This window comes from Georgenia sp. Marseille-Q6866 (genome assembly GCF_965111665.1).
This window is the reverse complement of the sequence record NZ_CBCOOR010000011.1, coordinates 1-14,379: the sequence shown is the minus strand read 5'-3', so window position 1 is coordinate 14,379 and position 14,379 is coordinate 1. Positions and strand designations below refer to the sequence as shown.

Here is a 14,379-nt window from a genome sequence, read left to right as displayed (position 1 = left end):
CCCCTAGGCGCCCAGCCGGGCCGCCTGCGCGTCGTGCTCGGCGCGCACCCGCGGGTCGCCCAGGCGGGGGTCGAGCGGGTCGACGCCGGCCGTGAGGTCGTCGAGGTAGCGGTGGTCGACGTCGATGCGCCGGCCGGCCTCCGCGGCGTCGGCCACCCGCCCGTGCCCCGGCACGACGACGTCGCAGCCGGCCACGACATCCGTGAGCCGCTGGAGGGACCTGCGGTAGGCGTCGACCGCGCCGTCGTCGTCGTCGAGGAGCGGCACCTCGACGTCGGAGAGCATGTCCCCTGCCACGAGCACGCCTTCGCCGGGCAGGTGGAGGCTCGCGTGCCCAGGCGCGTGACCGGGCGTCGCGACGACGACGGCGCGCAGGCCCGTCCAGGGCAGCTCGGTCGTGTCCGGCGGCAGCGGCGTCGTCCCGCCGACGACGTCCCACCGGTGGCCGGGCAGGTCGCGGGCCGCCTGGGCGGCGAGCTCCTCGTCCAGGCACGCCGTCGCGGCCGCGGGCGTGGCCCAGCGCGGGACGTCGTCGGGCAGCGCCTCGGACCACAGCACGTGGTCCCAGTGGGGGTGGGTCGAGAACGCGGCGGCCACGTGCCAGCCGCGCCCGGTGAGCTCGTCCTGGAGGGAGACGAGGTCCGCGGGGGTGATGGCGGGATCGACGAGGAGGCACGCGCCGTCGTCGGCCACGACGACGCTCGAGGTGGTGAGCCAGGTGGGGGAGGTGCTGACCCAGACGCGCGCGGAGACCTGCTCGAGCACGTCAGCGGTGGTTCGCGGCGGCGAGCGCGGCGGCGCCGACGATGCCCGCCTGGTTGCGCAGCGCGGCCGGCACGATCGGCGCCTGGAGCTCGAGGAGCGGGAGGAACTGGTCGGACTTCTTGCTCACGCCGCCGCCGACGACGATGAGGTCGGGGGAGAAGAGCATCTCGATCGTCTCGAAGTAGCGCTGCAGGCGCTTGGCCCACTTCGCCCACGACAGGTCCTCGCGCTCACGCGCGGAGTCGGCGGCCCGGCTCTCGGCGTCGTGCCCGTCGATCTCCAGGTGACCGAGCTCGGTGTTGGGCACGAGGGTGCCGTCGACGATGAGGACCGAGCCGATCCCGGTGCCGAGGGTGGCGACGAAGACGACGCCGTCCACGCCCTTGGCGGCGCCGTAGACGGCCTCGGCGTACCCGGCAGCGTCGGCGTCGTTGACGGCGACGACGCGGCGGCCGATCGCCTCGCTCATCAGCGTGGGCACGTCCACGCCCTGCCACGACTTGTCGAGGTTCGCGATGAAGGGCACGACGCCGTGCTTGATCGGCGCGGGGAAGGTGAGCCCGATCGGCACCTCGGGGGCGAGGTCGAAGCCGGCGACGAGCTCCTCGACGACCGTGGCCACGGCCGTGGGCGTGGACTTCGCCGGCGTGGGGATGCGCACCCGGTCGGTGGTGAGCTCCCCGGCGGCCAGGTCGACGGGCGCGCCCTTGATCCCGGACCCGCCGATGTCGATGCCGAAGGCGGTGGGTGTGCTGGGCGTGGACATCGGGCTGCTCCGGGGGTCGACGGCGGGAGGCGGTTCGGAGCCTACCGCCGAGCCGTCACGCCGGCTGGTCGAGCGAGGCCCGCCACGCGTCCAGCCCCTGCTGGACCTCCTCGTCGGTCCGGTGCTCCACGCGCGTCATGAGCGTCCACCGCACGCCGTAGGGGTCCTGGACCGAGGCGTAGCGGTCCCCGGTGACCGCGAAGTCGGCGGCCTCCTCCCGCACCCGCGCCCCGTGCTCGCGGGCCAGGGCCAGGGCGGCGTCGACGTCGGGGACGTAGACGGCGAGGGAGAAGCGTGCGTCGTCGCTGCCCGGGTCGCCTGCGACGGCGTGGAACTGCGGGTTGGGGTCCATGACCGTCATCCGGCCGTGGCCGAGGTCGAGCTCGCAGTGCCACACCGAGCCGTCCGGCCCGTCCATGCGGGTGACGACCCGCGCGCCGAGGACGGCGCAGTAGAAGTCGATGGCCTCGTTCGCCGGGGAGACGACGACGAGCGGGCTGAGGGAGGTGTAGCCCTCCGGGAGGTGTGTGCTCATGCCCCCAGCCTCCCTAGAGTGCTGCGCGTGGGGCTTGAAGATCCGCGCCAGGGTGGCGACGGCGCCGTGCTGTGGCCGGCGGCGGGCACTGACGTGTTCGACACCGGACGCCTGCCGCTGCCCGCGCCGCTCGACGAGGTCGCCGCGTACTACTGGTGGGTGACGTGGCGCCGCGCGGCGCGGGTGCCCTTCCGGCAGCAGGTGCTGTCCCACCCCGTCACCCACCTCACGGTCGAGGCCGCCGAGGGCGGCGTACTCCACGGCCTGCCCGTCCCCGCCGCGCTCGTCCACGGCCTCGTCACCCGGGTGTTCACCGTCGACCTGCCCGTCGCCGGCCGCGTGGCCGGGATCGCCTTCCACCCCGGCGGGCTCGCCGCGCTGCTCGGGCGCGGCGTCGGCGACCTCACCGACGCGGTCGTGCCCGCCGGGGAGGTGCTCGGCGACGTCGTCGGCCCCCTCACCCGCGACGTGCTCGGCGAGGACGACGACGGCGCCCGCCGCGACGTCGTCGTCGGCCACCTGTCCGGGGTGCTCGCGCCACGGCTCGACGCGGTGCGTGCCGACGAGGGCTACCGCACGGTGCGCGAGGCGGTGGCGCTCATGCGGCGCCGGGAGCACGTGACGCTCGCGCCGGTGGCCGCGGAGCTGCACGTGTCGGTCCGCACGCTGCAGCGGCTCTTCGCCCGGTACGTCGGCGCCTCCCCGCTGTGGGTGCTGCGCCGCCACCGGCTGCAGGACGCCGTCGCCGCGCTCGACGCGGGGGAGGGGCAGGACCTCGCGGCGCTCGCCGCCTCCCTGGGCTTCGCCGACCACGCGCACCTCACGCGCGCCTTCACCGCCGTCGTCGGCGTCCCGCCCTCGCGCTACCGCAGCGGCTGACGCCACCCACCGCCCACCCGCCGAGTACGCACCGACGGTCACGGCGGCCGCTGTCTGAGAGCCGCCCGGTGACCGAAGGTGCGTACTCGCGGAGGAGGTGGCTAGGGGAGGGTGAGGATCTCGGCGCCGTCGTCGGTCACCAGGACCATGTGCTCGAACTGGGCGGTGCGGCCGCGGTCGGTGGTGACGGCGGTCCAGCCGTCGTCCCACAGGTCCCACTCGGGGGAGCCGAGGGTGAGCATCGGCTCGATGGTGAAGACCATCCCCGGCTCCATGACCTCGTTGTGCTCGGGCGCGGCGTCGTAGTGCGGGACGATGAGCCCGGAGTGGAAGGCGCGGCCCACGCCGTGGCCCGTGAACTCCCGGACCACGCCGTAGTCGAAGCGCTTGGCGTAGGCCTCGATGACGCGGCCGATGACGTTGATCTCGCGGCCGGGCTTGACGGCCCGGATGCCGCGCTCCATCGCCTTGCGGGTGCGCTCGACGAGCAGGCGGGACTCCTCGTCGACGTCGCCGACGAGGAAGGTCGCGCTGTTGTCGCCGTGGACGCCCTCGCGGAAGAGGGTGATGTCGACGTTGACGATGTCTCCGTCCCTGAGCACGGTGCTGTCCGGGATGCCGTGGCACACGACCTCGTTGACCGAGGTGCACAGGCCCTTGGGGAAGCCGCGGTAGCCGAGCGAGGAGGGGTAGGCGCCGTGCTCGAGGGCGAACTCGTGACCGATGAGGTCGAGCTCGTCGGTGGTGATGCCGGGGCGGACGGCGGCACCGACGTGCGCCAGTGCCTGGGCGGCGAGGCGGGCGGTGCGGCGGATGCGCTCGACCGTCTCGGCGTCGTTGACCTCGCTGCCCGTGAAGGGCTGCGGCTCGGGCCGGTCGACGTACTCGGGGTAGTCGACGGAGGTGGGGACCGGCCGCCGCGGGGAGATCGTTCCGGGTGTCAGGGTGCCCAGCGGGGCGCGATCGGCAAGCATGGACCCGAGTCTACGTACGGCCCGACGAAGGAGGCGCCATGGCTAGCGTGCACGAGCCCGCGGAGGACCGCGAGGACCGGATCGAGAAGGTCACCAAGCCCCACGACCTGGGCGAGTTCTACCTCAACACCCGCACCGGGGAGATCGAGGAGGGCAAGGTGTCCGGCTCGCTCAACCGGATGGGCCCCTACCCCTCGCGGGAGGCGGCGGCCGAGGCCTACGAGAAGGCCGCGAACCGCAACGAGGCCTGGGACGAGGCCGACAAGGCCTGGAAGGACGACGACTAGGAGCCGCCCGCTCGGCCCCGCCCGCTGAGCTCCCCGGTTCTCCTCCGAGCTCCCCCCTTGCGGCGGGGCTGGTCGAGGAGAACCGGGGAGCTCAGGTCCGGGCGCCGGTGCGCCGGTGCGCCGGGTGCGCCGGCACGCCGGGCGTCGTACGCCGGGCGCCGGTAGGTCCGCACGCCGGTCGCCGGGGCGCCGGCACGGCGCCGGCCGGTCCCTACTCGGCGAAGGTGTGCTCCGGGCCGGGGAAGGTGCGCTCGCGCACGGCCCCGGCGTAGGTGCGGGTCGCGGTGTACAGCGCCGCCCCGACGTCCCCGAACTTGCGGGCGAAGCGCGGCGCCCACGCCGTCATTCCGGCCATGTCGGTCCACACGAGCACCTGGCCGTCGCAGCCCGGTCCCGCGCCGATCCCGATCGTTGGGATGTGGAGCACCTCGGTGGCGCGCTCGGCCACCGGGGCGGGCACCATCTCGAGGACGACGGCGACGGCGCCGGCCTCCTGGAGCGCGACGGCGTCCTGGACGAGCCGCTCGGCGGCCTCGTCCCCGCGGCCCTGGACCCGGGCGCCGCCGAGGCTGTTCTCCGACTGCGGCGTGAAGCCGAGGTGGCCGACGACGGGGATCCCGGACTGGGAGAGCAGGCGCACGTGCTCGGCGATCCGCTCCCCGCCCTCGAGCTTGACGGCGTGCACCCCGCCCTCCTTGAGCATCCGCACCGCGGAGGCGAAGGCGTGCTGGGGCGAGGCCTCGTAGGAGCCGAAGGGCAGGTCGGCGACGACCATCGCGCGGTGCGCGGCCCCCGTGACGGCGCGCGCGGCGGGGATCATCTCGTCCAGCGTCACGGGGATGGTCCCGTGGAGGCCGAGCATGGTGTTCCCGATCGAGTCGCCCACGAGGAGCATGTCGATGCCCGCCTCGTCGAAGATCCGCCCGGTGACGGCGTCGTAGGCGGTGAGCATGGTGATCGGCTCGCCGCGCTCCTTCATCTGCGCGAGGTGGTGGACGCGCAGCCGCTTGGGCACGGGCACGCCGCCCGGCGCGCCGCTCGCGGCGGGGGTGGAGGCTGGGGTCTGCTCGCTCATCGTCGTTCGTTCTCCAGGTGGGTGTACCGGTGCCCCGACCCTACGCGCCCCGCACTCGCGCGGCCCCACGCAGGGCCCGCCGCGGTCAGCCCCCGGTGAGGGGACCAGGGTCGTCGGGGACGTCGACGGCGTGCTCGAGCAGGGCGAGACGGTCGACCACCTCCAGGGCCCGCTCGTGCGTCGCGGCGAGCACGACGGGTGCCGCCGTCCCGGCCCGGTAGGACTGCAGCCAGCGGGCGGCCATGACGCACCAGCGCATGCCGGGCTCGAGGCCGGGGAAGGCGAGCTCCGGGCGCGCGGTGACGAGGTCGTTGCCGAGCTGCCGCTGGTGGTCGAGGAACTCGGCGGTGACGACGACGCACACGCTGTGACCGCCGGGGTGGCCGGCGCTCGGCACGCAGCTGCCCGTCCGGTAGTACCCGGTCACCGGGTCCGTCCCGCACTCCTCGAGCGGTCCGCCCAGGACGTTGCGCTCCTTCATACCTCGATGATGGCAGGACGCTGGTCCGCGGACATCGGGCGCCTGCCGGTCGGCGCTGTGCCAGGATCACCGTGGACCCGGCCCGACCGTCGAAGGAGACCTTCCATGCCCGTCCTCACCGACCTGCTTGCCGCCCTGCGGACCGGCACGGTGGAGGTCGTCGACCTCACCGCGCCCCTGACCTCCCAGACGCCGATCCTCGAGCTGCCCGAGCAGTTCGGGCAGACGGCGCGGTTCGAGCTCGAGGAGATCTCGCGCTACGACGACCGCGGACCGGCCTGGTACTGGAACAACTTCCGCACCGGTGAGCACACCGGCACCCACTTCGATGCGCCCAACCACTGGGCCAGCGGCCGCGACCTCGCCGACATCGCCTCGGTGCCGGTCGGGGCGCTCGTGGCCCCCGCCGTCGTCCTCGACGTCGTGGACGAGGTCGCCAAGGACCCCGACTTCCTCATCGAGCGCGAGCACATCGACGCCCTCGTCGCCGAGCACGGCCCGCTGCCCGAGGGTGGCTGGCTGCTGTGCCGCACCGGCTGGTCGGCGCGCACGAGCCAGGAGGCCATGATCAACCGCGCCGACGACGGCCCCCACAGCCCCGGCCTGTCCGTCGAGGCGGCGCGGTGGGTCGCGGAGGAGAGCCCGCTGCAGGGCATCGGGGTGGAGACCGTCGGGACGGACGCCGGCGCGGCGGGCGGCTTCGACCCGCTCTTCCCGTGCCACCACTTCCTCCTCGGCAACGGGAAGTACGGCCTGTCCCAGCTGCGCAACCTCGACCGGCTGCCGGTGACCGGCGCGATGGTCGTCGCGTCCCCGCTCAAGATCGAGGGCGGGTCCGGGTCTCCCACGCGCGTCCTCGCGCTCGTCGAGCACTAGCCGTGGTCCGCGTAGCGGAGGTCGTGGGCCGGACGCTGGTGGCCTGCGGGGTCGACCACGTCTTCGGCGTCGTCGGCTCGGGCAACTTCCACGTGACGGGCGCGATGATCGACGCCGGTGCCCGGTTCGTCGCCGCGCGGCACGAGGGCGGGGCGGCGACGATGGCGGACGGCTACGCGCGCACGGCCGGCGCGCCCGCGGCGCTCACCGTCCACCAGGGCTGCGGGCTGACGAACGCGCTCACCGGCATCGCCGAGGCGGCCAAGTCCCGCACCCCGCTCGTCGTCCTCGCCCCCGAGGCCGTGACGCTCACCTCGAACTTCCACGTCGACCAGGAGGCCCTCGCCTACGCCGTCGGCGCGGTGCCGCTGCGCATCACCGACCCCGCCACGGCCGCGGAGGAGACGGCCGCCGCCGTCGCCATGGCCTGCCACGAGCGCCGCACCGTCGTGCTCAACCTGCCGCTCGTCGTCCTAGACGCGGAGGTCGAGGAGACCCCGCTGCCCGGGCCGAGCGTCCCGCCGCCCGCCCGCGCCGTCGCACAGGGCGACCTCGAGCGCCTCACCTCCGCGGTGCGGGCCGCGCGCCGGCCGGTGTTCGTCGCCGGGCGCGGCGCCCGCTCCGGCCCGGCCCGCGACGCGCTCGTCGCGCTCGCAGACACGTGCGGGGCGCTGCTGGCGACCTCCGCCGTCGCCAAGGGGCTCTTCCACGACCAGCCGTGGTCCCTCGACGTCTCGGGCGGCTTCTCCTCGCCGCTCGCCGCCGAGCTCATTGCCGGCGCGGACCTCGTCGTCGGCTGGGGCTGCGCGCTGAACATGTGGACGATGCGCCACGGGCGCCTCATCGGGGAGGGCACGACCGTCGTCCAGGTCGACGACACCCCCGAGGCGCTGGGCATGCACCGCGAGCTGAGCTTCGGCGTCGTCGGGGACGTCGCGGCCACCGCCCGCGGGGTCGAGCGCCTCCTCGGCAGCCACCGCACCGAGGGCTACCGCAGCGAGGAGCTGCGCGAGCGTCTCGACACCGGGCTGCGGTGGCGCGACGTGCCGTACACCGACACCTCCGACGGCGAGCGGATCGACCCGCGCACCCTCACCTCCGCGCTGGACGACCTCCTGCCGCGCGAGCGCGTCGTCGCCGTCGACTCCGGCAACTTCATGGGCTACCCGGCGATGTACCTCGAGGTCCCCGACGAGGAGGGCTTCTGCTTCACCCAGGCCTTCCAGTCCATCGGGCTCGGTCTGGCGACGGCGATCGGCGCCGCCCTGGCCCGCCCCGACCGGCTACCCGTCGCGGCCCTCGGGGACGGTGGGGCGCTCATGGGCGCCGCGGAGCTGGACACGGTGCGCCGCCTGGGGCTGCCGATGGTCGTCGTCGTCTACAACGACGACGCCTACGGCGCCGAGGTCCACCACTTCACCGGCGAGGACCACGCGACGGTCACCTTCCCGCCCACCGACATCGCCGCCGTCGGCGCCGGCTACGGCTTCGAGGCGGTGACGGTGCGCGGGGTCCAGGACCTCGCGCCGGTCCGCGCCTGGCTCGACGGGCCGCGGGACAAGCCGCTGCTCATCGACGCGAAGGTCGTCGCCGACGAGCCCGCGTGGTGGCTGGCGGAGGCCTTCGGGCACTGACGCCGGCCGTGGGACGATTGCCGCACCCACGTCAGCAGGAGGACCGATGGATCGCGCAGAGCTCACGACGTCCGGCGGCACGCGCGCCGCGATCGCGCAGGCCGTCACCCGCCACGCGGAGGCCGCGGTCTCCCTGGCCCGCGCGATCCACGAGTGGCCCGAGCAGGCCTTCACCGAGCACCGCGCCGCGGCGGCCATCACCGAGCTGCTCGCCCGCGAGGGCTTCGCCGTCAGGCACGGGGTGGCCGAGATGCCCACCGCCTTCACCGCCACCGTGGGGGAGGGGCCGCTGACCGTCGCGATCTGTGTCGAGTACGACGCCCTGCCGAACGTGGGCCATGCCTGCGGCCACAACCTCATCGCGGGCGCCGGCGTGGCCGCCGCGCTCGCGCTCCAGCCGGTGGCGGCCGAGCTGGGGCTGCGCGTCGTCGTCGTCGGCACCCCGGCCGAGGAGCACGGCGGCGGCAAGGTGCTCCTCCTCGAGCGCGGCGTCCTCGACGACGTCGACCTCGCCCTCATGGTCCACGCCCTCCCCGCCGGCCACGGCTTCAACCCCCAGGGCACGACGACGCAGGCCGTCGGTCGCTACCGCGCGACCTTCAGCGGCCGCGGCTCGCACGCGGCCGCCGCGCCGCACCGGGGGATCAACGCGGCCGACGCCGCCGTCGTCGCGCAGGTGGCGGTCGGGCTGCTGCGCCAGCAGATCCCCGGCGACCACAGGGTCGCCGCCGTCGTTGCGCACGGCGGGGACGCGACGAACATCATCCCCGAGACCGCCATCGTCGACTTCGAGTGCCGCGCCTTCACCATGCCCGAGTACGAGAGCCTGCTCGAGCGGGTGCGCCGCTGCTTCGAGGCCGGGGCGCTCGCCACCGGCGCGACCCTCCAGATCGCGCCCACCGAGCCGGTCTACGAGCCCCTGATCCACGACGACGTCCTGTGCCGCCACTGGGCCGGAGCACTCGAGACGATCGGCTACGACGCCACCCCGAACAGCGGACCGCGCGGCGGGTCCACCGACATGGGCAACATCTCCCGCGTCATCCCCTCGATCCACCCGTGGGTGAGCCTGCCCAACACCGAGGCGCCCATCCACACCGCAGACTTCGCCCGCGCCGCCGACGAGGACGCCGCCTACGACACCATGCTGGACGCCGGGACGGCGATGGCCCTGACCGTCGCCTCCGTGGCGGCGTCGGAGGAGGACGTCGCCGCGCTGCGCGCACGGAAGGGCGAGCTCGCTCAGGCCGCCGCCGGCGCCATGTAGAGCACCTCCCAGATGTGGCCGTCGGGGTCGGTGACGGCCGCGCCGTACATCTCCTCGCCCTCCGGGCCGCTCATCTCGGCCGGCTGCACCGGGTAGGTGTGCCGAGCGCCGCCGTGGGCGAGGGCTGCCGCGACGAAGTCGTCGGCCTCCTTGCGGGTCTCCATCGACAGGCAGCTGATGAGCTGGGTGGTCGCCCGCGGGTCGGCGATGGGCGTGGTGACGAAGTCGGCGAAACGGCTGTGGTCCAGTGCCATGACGAAGATCGTGGGGGAGACGACCACGCACAGGCAGTGCTCGTCGGAGTACGTCTCCTCGACCCCGAAGCCCAGCCCCGTGTAGAAGCGGCGCGTCGCCGCGAGGTCTCGGACGGGCAGGTTGACGAAGATCATGCGGTCCATGGCGGTGTCCTCCTCGGCGGGCGGCACCGTGCCGCCTCACCCATGACCGACCCGGCCCGTCCCCGGAACTCGTCTCGGGCGCGGGCGATGAGTTCCGCCGTCGTCGCCGGTCGGTAGCGGGGAGGAGAGAGGAGCACCCCGTGCCCGAGATGAGTACCTGCCTGTGGTTCGACACCGAGGCACTGGAGGCCGCGGAGCTGTACGTGTCCGTCTTCCCCCGCTCGGAGGTCCTCGAGGTCGTGCGCTGGGGTGAGAACAACCCGGAGCAGGCCGGGAAGCCCCTGTCGGTGACCTTCCGGCTCGACGGACGCGACTTCGTCGCCCTCAACGGCGGCCCGGGACGCCCCTTCACCGAGGCGGTCTCGATCATGGTCGGCTGCGCGGACCAGGCGGAGGTCGACCACTACTGGTCACGCCTGCTCGAGGGCGGAGGCCGGGAGTCCATGTGCGGCTGGCTCGCCGACCGCTACGGGCTGTCGTGGCAGATCGTGCCCACCCGGCTGCTCGAGCTCATGAACGACCCCGACCCGGCACGCGCCGGCCGGGTGGCCGCCGCGATGATGCAGATGGTCAAGATCGACCTCGCGGAGATCGAGCGGGCGGCCGCATGAGCACCGTCGTCGGCACCCGTCGGACAAGGCCCGGAGGGGTGACAGCCCCCGACGGCGGGCTCTACCGTCGGGGGATGGCCGCCTCACAGACCGAGCAGCCGACGACGGCGCTCGCCGACCCGCCGCCGCAGCGCCCGGCCGTCACGGCGGGGGACGTCGCGGAGCTGCTCGAGCCGCTGCGCCGCGAGATCCTCGCCCACTGCTACCGGATGACCGGCTCGGTGCACGACGCCGAGGACCTCGTGCAGGAGACCTACCTGCGCGCCTGGCGGGCCTACCACGGCTTCGAGAACCGCTCCTCGCTGCGCACCTGGGTGTTCCGCATCGCGACGAACGCCTGCCTCACCCACCTCGAGGGCCGCAAGCGCCGCCCGCTGCCCACCGGCCTGGGCGCGCCGGCCGCCGACCCGCACGATCAGCCGCACCCCGAGGCCGGCGTCTCGTGGCTCGAGCCGATGCCCGACGACCTCCTGTGGTCCCAGGGCCAGCCCGACCCCGCGGCGCAGGCGGTGAGCCACGACAGCGTCCGGCTCGCCTTCGTCGCCGCGCTCCAGCACCTCACCGCCCAGCAGCGCGCCGTGCTCCTCCTGCGGGACGTGCTCGCGTGGCGGGCGCGGGAGGTCGCCGAGGCGCTCGACCTCACCGTGGCCGGGGTCAACTCCACCCTCCAGCGGGCGCGCGCCCGCCTCGCGGACGTCGACCCGGAGGAGCCGCCGCGGCTGCCCGACGACGAGCGCCGCCGGGCCCTGCTGCGCGCCTACGTCGCGGCCTTCGAGGCGTACGACGTCGCCGCGATCGTCGACCTCCTCGCCGCCGACGTCGTGTGGGAGATGCCGCCCTACCCCGAGTGGTACCGCGGCGCGGGGGCGGTCGGCACGCTCATCAGCCGGTGGTGCCCCGCCCAGCGCGCCGGCGACATGCGGATGCTGCCGACCTCCGCGAACGGCGAGCCCGTCCTCGCCCTCTACATGCGCGGGGACGACGGCGTGCACCGTGCCTTCCAGCTCCAGCACGTCGTGCCCACCCCCGACGGCGTGGCCCGGGTGACGGCCTTCTTCGGCCCCGAGCTCTTCGCCCACTTCGCCCTCCCGCCGGAGCTCCCGCCGCGGTAGCCGGGCTCTCTCCGACCATGCGCCTTCTGGTCCACTGTGCGCCTCGTCTACCGGGCGCACAGTGGCCTCAAGAGGCGCAAGGTGGAAGAGGTGGCGGGCTCAGCCGGTGCTGCGCGGGGCGTACATGATGACGGCGACGCCGGCGAGGCACAGGAGCGCGCCGGTGACGTCCCAGCGGTCGGGGCGGAAGCCGTCGACGACCATGCCCCACACGAGCGAGCCCGCGACGAACACCCCGCCGTACGCGGCGAGGATCCGCCCGAAGTTCGCGTCCGGCTGCAGCGCGGCGAAGAAGCCGTAGATCCCCAGCGCCACGACGCCCGCGCCGATCCACACCCACCCGCGGTGCTCGCGCACGCCCTGCCAGATCAGCCAGGCCCCGCCGATCTCGAAGAGCGCGGCGCCGCCGAAGAGTGCGACCGAGCGCAGCACGTCCACGGCTCAGCCCGTGAAGGGCAGGACCGGCAGCCCCGGCACGTCCACCGCGGCGGCGTAGAGCGAGCCGGCGCCCGGGGTGTCGTCGCCCTCGCGTGAGGTCGTGATGAACAGGTCGGTGAGGCTCGGCCCGCCGAGGGTGCAGGCGGTGACGCCGGGGACGGGGACCTCGACCACCTCGAGCAGCTCGCCGTCGGGGGAGTAGCGGCGGACCTGGCCGACGCCGTTCATCGCCACCCAGAACGTGCCCTGGGAGTCGACGACGAGACCGTCACCCACGCCGTCGTCGTCCTCGAAGGAGACGAGCGGACGGCGCCCGCTCAGCGCCCCGCCGTCGACGTCGAACACGTCGATGCGGCCCGGGCCGCTGTCGGCGTAGTAGGCGAGGGTGTGGTCGGGGGAGAAGCCGAGGCCGTTGGAGACCGAGACGGGGTCGAGGACGACCTCCGTGCCGCCGTCGGGCATGACGCGGTAGAGGCGCCCGCCGTCGTCCGAGCCGTCCCAAGCCATCGAGCCGACGTAGAGGCTGCCGTCGGGGGCGGCGCCGCCCTCGTTCATCCGCTCGTTCTCGCGGTCGGTGAGCCGGATCTCGCGGGTGGGGGCGGCGGTGAGGTCGTCGGCCAGCGCGATGCCCTTCTCCGTTGCGACGACGTAGCCCCCGTTCGCGCGCGGGCGAACCATGGCGGCGACCTTGCCGACGGTGATCCGGTCGACCTCGCCGTCGTCACGCAGGGTGAGGACCCCGCCGGCCAGCATGTCGACGAAGCGCAGGCCACCCCACTCGAGGGACCACACCGGCCCCTCGCCGTGGAAGGTGACGACGTCGGTGATCCGCTCCACGTTTCGCATGCCGCCAGTCTTGCCGACACCGCCGACGTTGTCAGGACGTGCCCACGGCAGGGGCTACCGTGGCGCGGTGAAGCACCGCCTGCTCGACGTCAGCCCCCTGCGCGTGAGTGCGGCGTACCGGCGGCTGTGGGTGGGGACCTCGCTGTCCGCGGTGGGCGGGCAGATCGCGTCGGTCGCCGTGCTCTTCCAGGTCTGGGAGATGACGCACAGCCCGGTGTGGACCGGCGCGGTGGGGCTCGCGCGGGCCGTGCCGCTCGTCCTGCTCGGGCTCGTGGGTGGGGCCCTCGCCGACTCCGTGGACCGCCGCGTGCTCGTGCGGTGGACGATGCTCGCCCAGCTCGTCGCCGCCCTCGGCCTCGCCGCCCAGGCGCTGCTGCGCGTGGACTCCCTCGGCCTCCTGCTCCTCCTCGTCGCCACCCAGGCGGGCTTCGGGGCGCTCGGTGCCCCGGCCCAGCGCACCTTCCCGGTCCGGCTGCTCGGCCGCGAGCTCGTCGCCGCCGGGATCGCTCTCCAGCACCTGAGCTTCCAGGCCGCGATGCTCGTGGGGCCGGCGCTCGCCGGTGTGGTCCTCGGGCAGTGGGGGCTGACCCCGGCCTACCTCGTCCAGGCGGTCGCCTCGCTCGCCGCGCTCTACGCCGTCGTGCGGCTGCCCGCGATGCCGCCCACCGGGGCCCCGAGCGGACGCGGGCCGCGCGCCGTCGTCGAGGGGATGCGGTACATCGCCCGCAGCCGGGTGGTGAGCGGCCTGTACGTCACCGACCTCGTCGCCACCCTGCTCGCCATGCCGATCGCCCTGTTCCCCGTCATCAACGAGGAGCGCTTCGGCGGGAACCCCGAGACGCTCGGCCTCTTCCTCAGCGCGGTCGCGGTCGGTGGCGTGCTCGCCGGCTTCGCCTCGGGCACCGTCACCCGCTCCGACCGGCCCGGTGCCGTCCAGCTGTGGGCGGCCGGGACCTGGGGCGCGGCGCTGGCGGTCTTCGGGATGGTGGGGCCGCTGTGGTCGGCGCTCGCGGCGCTCGCCGTCGCGGGGGCCGCCGACACGGTCTCGGTCATCTCCCGCGGCGCCGCGGTGCAGCTCGCGACGCCGGACAGCCACCGCGGCCGGGTGACCTCGGTCGAGCACGTCATCGGCGTGGCCGGGCCGGAGATCGGTAACTTCCGCGCGGGCGTCGTTGCCGGGGCGACGAGCGCGGCGTTCGCCGCGACGTCCGGGGGGCTCGCCTGCCTCGTCGGCATCGTCGTCGTCGCCGCGACCAACCGCGAGCTCCGCCGCTTCCGCATCAGCCGCGACATCCCCGACGGCGGCGCCTAGCTGTACTCAGCCAGGAGGTTGGTGACACTGCCGGTCGGTCGTTGACGTAGGGAGGACCTCCGGGTGAGGTGTGGCTTGTCGAGAGTCACGCCCAACACCCGGAGGTCCTCGTGTCCCACCGTA

General features: G+C 74.4%; 17 protein-coding genes. 8 read left to right on the top strand and 9 right to left on the bottom strand.

Annotated features, from left to right (window positions below):
- Positions 1-3 precede the first annotated feature (3 nt).
- Genes ACWPXV_RS10600 through ACWPXV_RS10590 form a run of 3 tightly spaced genes read right to left on the bottom strand, consistent with a single transcriptional unit; the run spans position 4 to position 2,066 of the window.
- Positions 4-765 (bottom strand): MBL fold metallo-hydrolase, encoded by a 762-nt coding sequence (locus ACWPXV_RS10600; protein WP_454085206.1) that lies wholly within the window; start codon positions 763-765, stop codon positions 4-6.
- 1 nt (position 766) lies between these two features.
- A complete protein-coding gene (gene ppgK / locus ACWPXV_RS10595; RefSeq protein WP_454085205.1) occupies positions 767-1,531 on the bottom strand; it encodes a polyphosphate--glucose phosphotransferase in 765 nt (254 codons plus the stop codon).
- Positions 1,532-1,586: 55 nt separating this feature from the next.
- On the bottom strand, positions 1,587-2,066 hold the full coding sequence (locus tag ACWPXV_RS10590; protein ID WP_454085204.1) for a VOC family protein: 480 nt from the start codon (positions 2,064-2,066) through the stop codon (positions 1,587-1,589).
- A 27-nt stretch (positions 2,067-2,093) separates the two neighbouring features.
- Between ACWPXV_RS10590 and ACWPXV_RS10585 the strand changes: the two genes are divergently transcribed.
- Positions 2,094-2,945, top strand: a complete 852-nt coding sequence (locus tag ACWPXV_RS10585; protein WP_454085203.1) for an AraC family transcriptional regulator — start codon at positions 2,094-2,096, stop codon at positions 2,943-2,945.
- Between the two features lie 101 nt (positions 2,946-3,046).
- Here the strand turns inward: ACWPXV_RS10585 and map are convergent, their stop codons facing one another.
- Entirely contained in the window at positions 3,047-3,919 is an 873-nt protein-coding gene (gene map, locus ACWPXV_RS10580) for a type I methionyl aminopeptidase (RefSeq protein ID WP_454085202.1), read from the bottom strand.
- Between the two features lie 38 nt (positions 3,920-3,957).
- On the opposite strand from map, the gene ACWPXV_RS10575 reads away from it, so the two are divergent.
- On the top strand, positions 3,958-4,206 hold the full coding sequence (locus tag ACWPXV_RS10575) for an SPOR domain-containing protein (RefSeq protein ID WP_454085201.1): 249 nt from the start codon (positions 3,958-3,960) through the stop codon (positions 4,204-4,206).
- A gap of 211 nt (positions 4,207-4,417) precedes the next feature.
- Here the strand turns inward: ACWPXV_RS10575 and panB are convergent, their stop codons facing one another.
- On the bottom strand, positions 4,418-5,281 hold the full coding sequence (gene panB, locus ACWPXV_RS10570) for a 3-methyl-2-oxobutanoate hydroxymethyltransferase (protein WP_454085200.1): 864 nt from the start codon (positions 5,279-5,281) through the stop codon (positions 4,418-4,420).
- A gap of 85 nt (positions 5,282-5,366) precedes the next feature.
- Positions 5,367-5,762 (bottom strand): DUF2237 family protein, encoded by a 396-nt coding sequence (locus tag ACWPXV_RS10565; protein ID WP_454085199.1) that lies wholly within the window; start codon positions 5,760-5,762, stop codon positions 5,367-5,369.
- Between the two features lie 105 nt (positions 5,763-5,867).
- On the opposite strand from ACWPXV_RS10565, the gene ACWPXV_RS10560 reads away from it, so the two are divergent.
- The 3 genes from ACWPXV_RS10560 to ACWPXV_RS10550 are packed head-to-tail and all read left to right on the top strand — an operon-like array spanning position 5,868 to position 9,539.
- Positions 5,868-6,638, top strand: coding sequence for a cyclase family protein (locus ACWPXV_RS10560; protein WP_454085198.1), 771 nt, complete (start codon positions 5,868-5,870; stop codon positions 6,636-6,638).
- Between the two features lie 2 nt (positions 6,639-6,640).
- On the top strand, positions 6,641-8,272 hold the full coding sequence (locus ACWPXV_RS10555) for a thiamine pyrophosphate-binding protein (RefSeq protein WP_454085197.1): 1,632 nt from the start codon (positions 6,641-6,643) through the stop codon (positions 8,270-8,272).
- Positions 8,273-8,318: 46 nt separating this feature from the next.
- The gene (locus ACWPXV_RS10550) at positions 8,319-9,539 is read left to right on the top strand and encodes an amidohydrolase (RefSeq protein WP_454085196.1); all 1,221 of its coding nucleotides are present in this window, start codon (positions 8,319-8,321) and stop codon (positions 9,537-9,539) included.
- On the opposite strand, the gene ACWPXV_RS10545 is transcribed toward ACWPXV_RS10550, so the two are convergent.
- Positions 9,515-9,937, bottom strand: coding sequence for a VOC family protein (locus ACWPXV_RS10545; RefSeq protein WP_454085195.1), 423 nt, complete (start codon positions 9,935-9,937; stop codon positions 9,515-9,517). The two genes, ACWPXV_RS10550 and ACWPXV_RS10545, sit on opposite strands and share 25 nt — an antisense overlap.
- 149 nt (positions 9,938-10,086) lie before the next feature.
- Between ACWPXV_RS10545 and ACWPXV_RS10540 the strand changes: the two genes are divergently transcribed.
- Together ACWPXV_RS10540 and ACWPXV_RS10535 are read left to right on the top strand one after the other, a co-directional pair.
- Positions 10,087-10,548 carry a VOC family protein gene (locus ACWPXV_RS10540; protein ID WP_454085304.1) on the top strand — a complete coding sequence of 154 codons (462 nt, stop codon included), beginning with the start codon at positions 10,087-10,089 and terminating at the stop codon, positions 10,546-10,548.
- Positions 10,549-10,622: 74 nt separating this feature from the next.
- Entirely contained in the window at positions 10,623-11,660 is a 1,038-nt protein-coding gene (locus ACWPXV_RS10535; protein ID WP_454085194.1) for a sigma-70 family RNA polymerase sigma factor, read from the top strand.
- 99 nt (positions 11,661-11,759) lie between these two features.
- Here the strand turns inward: ACWPXV_RS10535 and ACWPXV_RS10530 are convergent, their stop codons facing one another.
- Both ACWPXV_RS10530 and ACWPXV_RS10525 read right to left on the bottom strand, forming a co-directional pair.
- Positions 11,760-12,098 (bottom strand): YnfA family protein, encoded by a 339-nt coding sequence (locus ACWPXV_RS10530; protein WP_454085193.1) that lies wholly within the window; start codon positions 12,096-12,098, stop codon positions 11,760-11,762.
- Between the two features lie 3 nt (positions 12,099-12,101).
- The gene (locus ACWPXV_RS10525; protein ID WP_454085192.1) at positions 12,102-12,944 is read right to left on the bottom strand and encodes an SMP-30/gluconolactonase/LRE family protein; all 843 of its coding nucleotides are present in this window, start codon (positions 12,942-12,944) and stop codon (positions 12,102-12,104) included.
- 67 nt (positions 12,945-13,011) lie between these two features.
- Here ACWPXV_RS10525 and ACWPXV_RS10520 point away from each other — a divergent pair, with 67 nt between their 5' ends.
- Complete coding sequence (locus tag ACWPXV_RS10520) at positions 13,012-14,256, top strand: MFS transporter (protein ID WP_454085191.1); 1,245 nt, start codon at positions 13,012-13,014, stop codon at positions 14,254-14,256.
- The last annotated feature ends 123 nt before the right edge of the window (positions 14,257-14,379 follow it).

Bases quoted from the DNA above. Each gene is read 5' to 3' on its own strand.
- ACWPXV_RS10525 (WP_454085192.1), bottom strand. From the start codon at position 12,944: ATGCGAAACGTGGAGCGGATCACCGACGTCGTCACCTTCCACGGCGAG.
- ACWPXV_RS10550 (WP_454085196.1), top strand. From the start codon at position 8,319: ATGGATCGCGCAGAGCTCACGACGTCCGGCGGCACGCGCGCCGCGATC.
- ACWPXV_RS10545 (WP_454085195.1), bottom strand. From the start codon at position 9,937: ATGGACCGCATGATCTTCGTCAACCTGCCCGTCCGAGACCTCGCGGCG.
- panB (WP_454085200.1), bottom strand. From the start codon at position 5,281: ATGAGCGAGCAGACCCCAGCCTCCACCCCCGCCGCGAGCGGCGCGCCG.
- ACWPXV_RS10535 (WP_454085194.1), top strand. From the start codon at position 10,623: ATGGCCGCCTCACAGACCGAGCAGCCGACGACGGCGCTCGCCGACCCG.
- ACWPXV_RS10560 (WP_454085198.1), top strand. From the start codon at position 5,868: ATGCCCGTCCTCACCGACCTGCTTGCCGCCCTGCGGACCGGCACGGTG.
- map (WP_454085202.1), bottom strand. From the start codon at position 3,919: ATGCTTGCCGATCGCGCCCCGCTGGGCACCCTGACACCCGGAACGATC.
- ACWPXV_RS10590 (WP_454085204.1), bottom strand. From the start codon at position 2,066: ATGAGCACACACCTCCCGGAGGGCTACACCTCCCTCAGCCCGCTCGTC.
- ACWPXV_RS10565 (WP_454085199.1), bottom strand. From the start codon at position 5,762: ATGAAGGAGCGCAACGTCCTGGGCGGACCGCTCGAGGAGTGCGGGACG.
- ppgK (WP_454085205.1), bottom strand. From the start codon at position 1,531: ATGTCCACGCCCAGCACACCCACCGCCTTCGGCATCGACATCGGCGGG.
- ACWPXV_RS10540 (WP_454085304.1), top strand. From the start codon at position 10,087: ATGAGTACCTGCCTGTGGTTCGACACCGAGGCACTGGAGGCCGCGGAG.
- ACWPXV_RS10575 (WP_454085201.1), top strand. From the start codon at position 3,958: ATGGCTAGCGTGCACGAGCCCGCGGAGGACCGCGAGGACCGGATCGAG.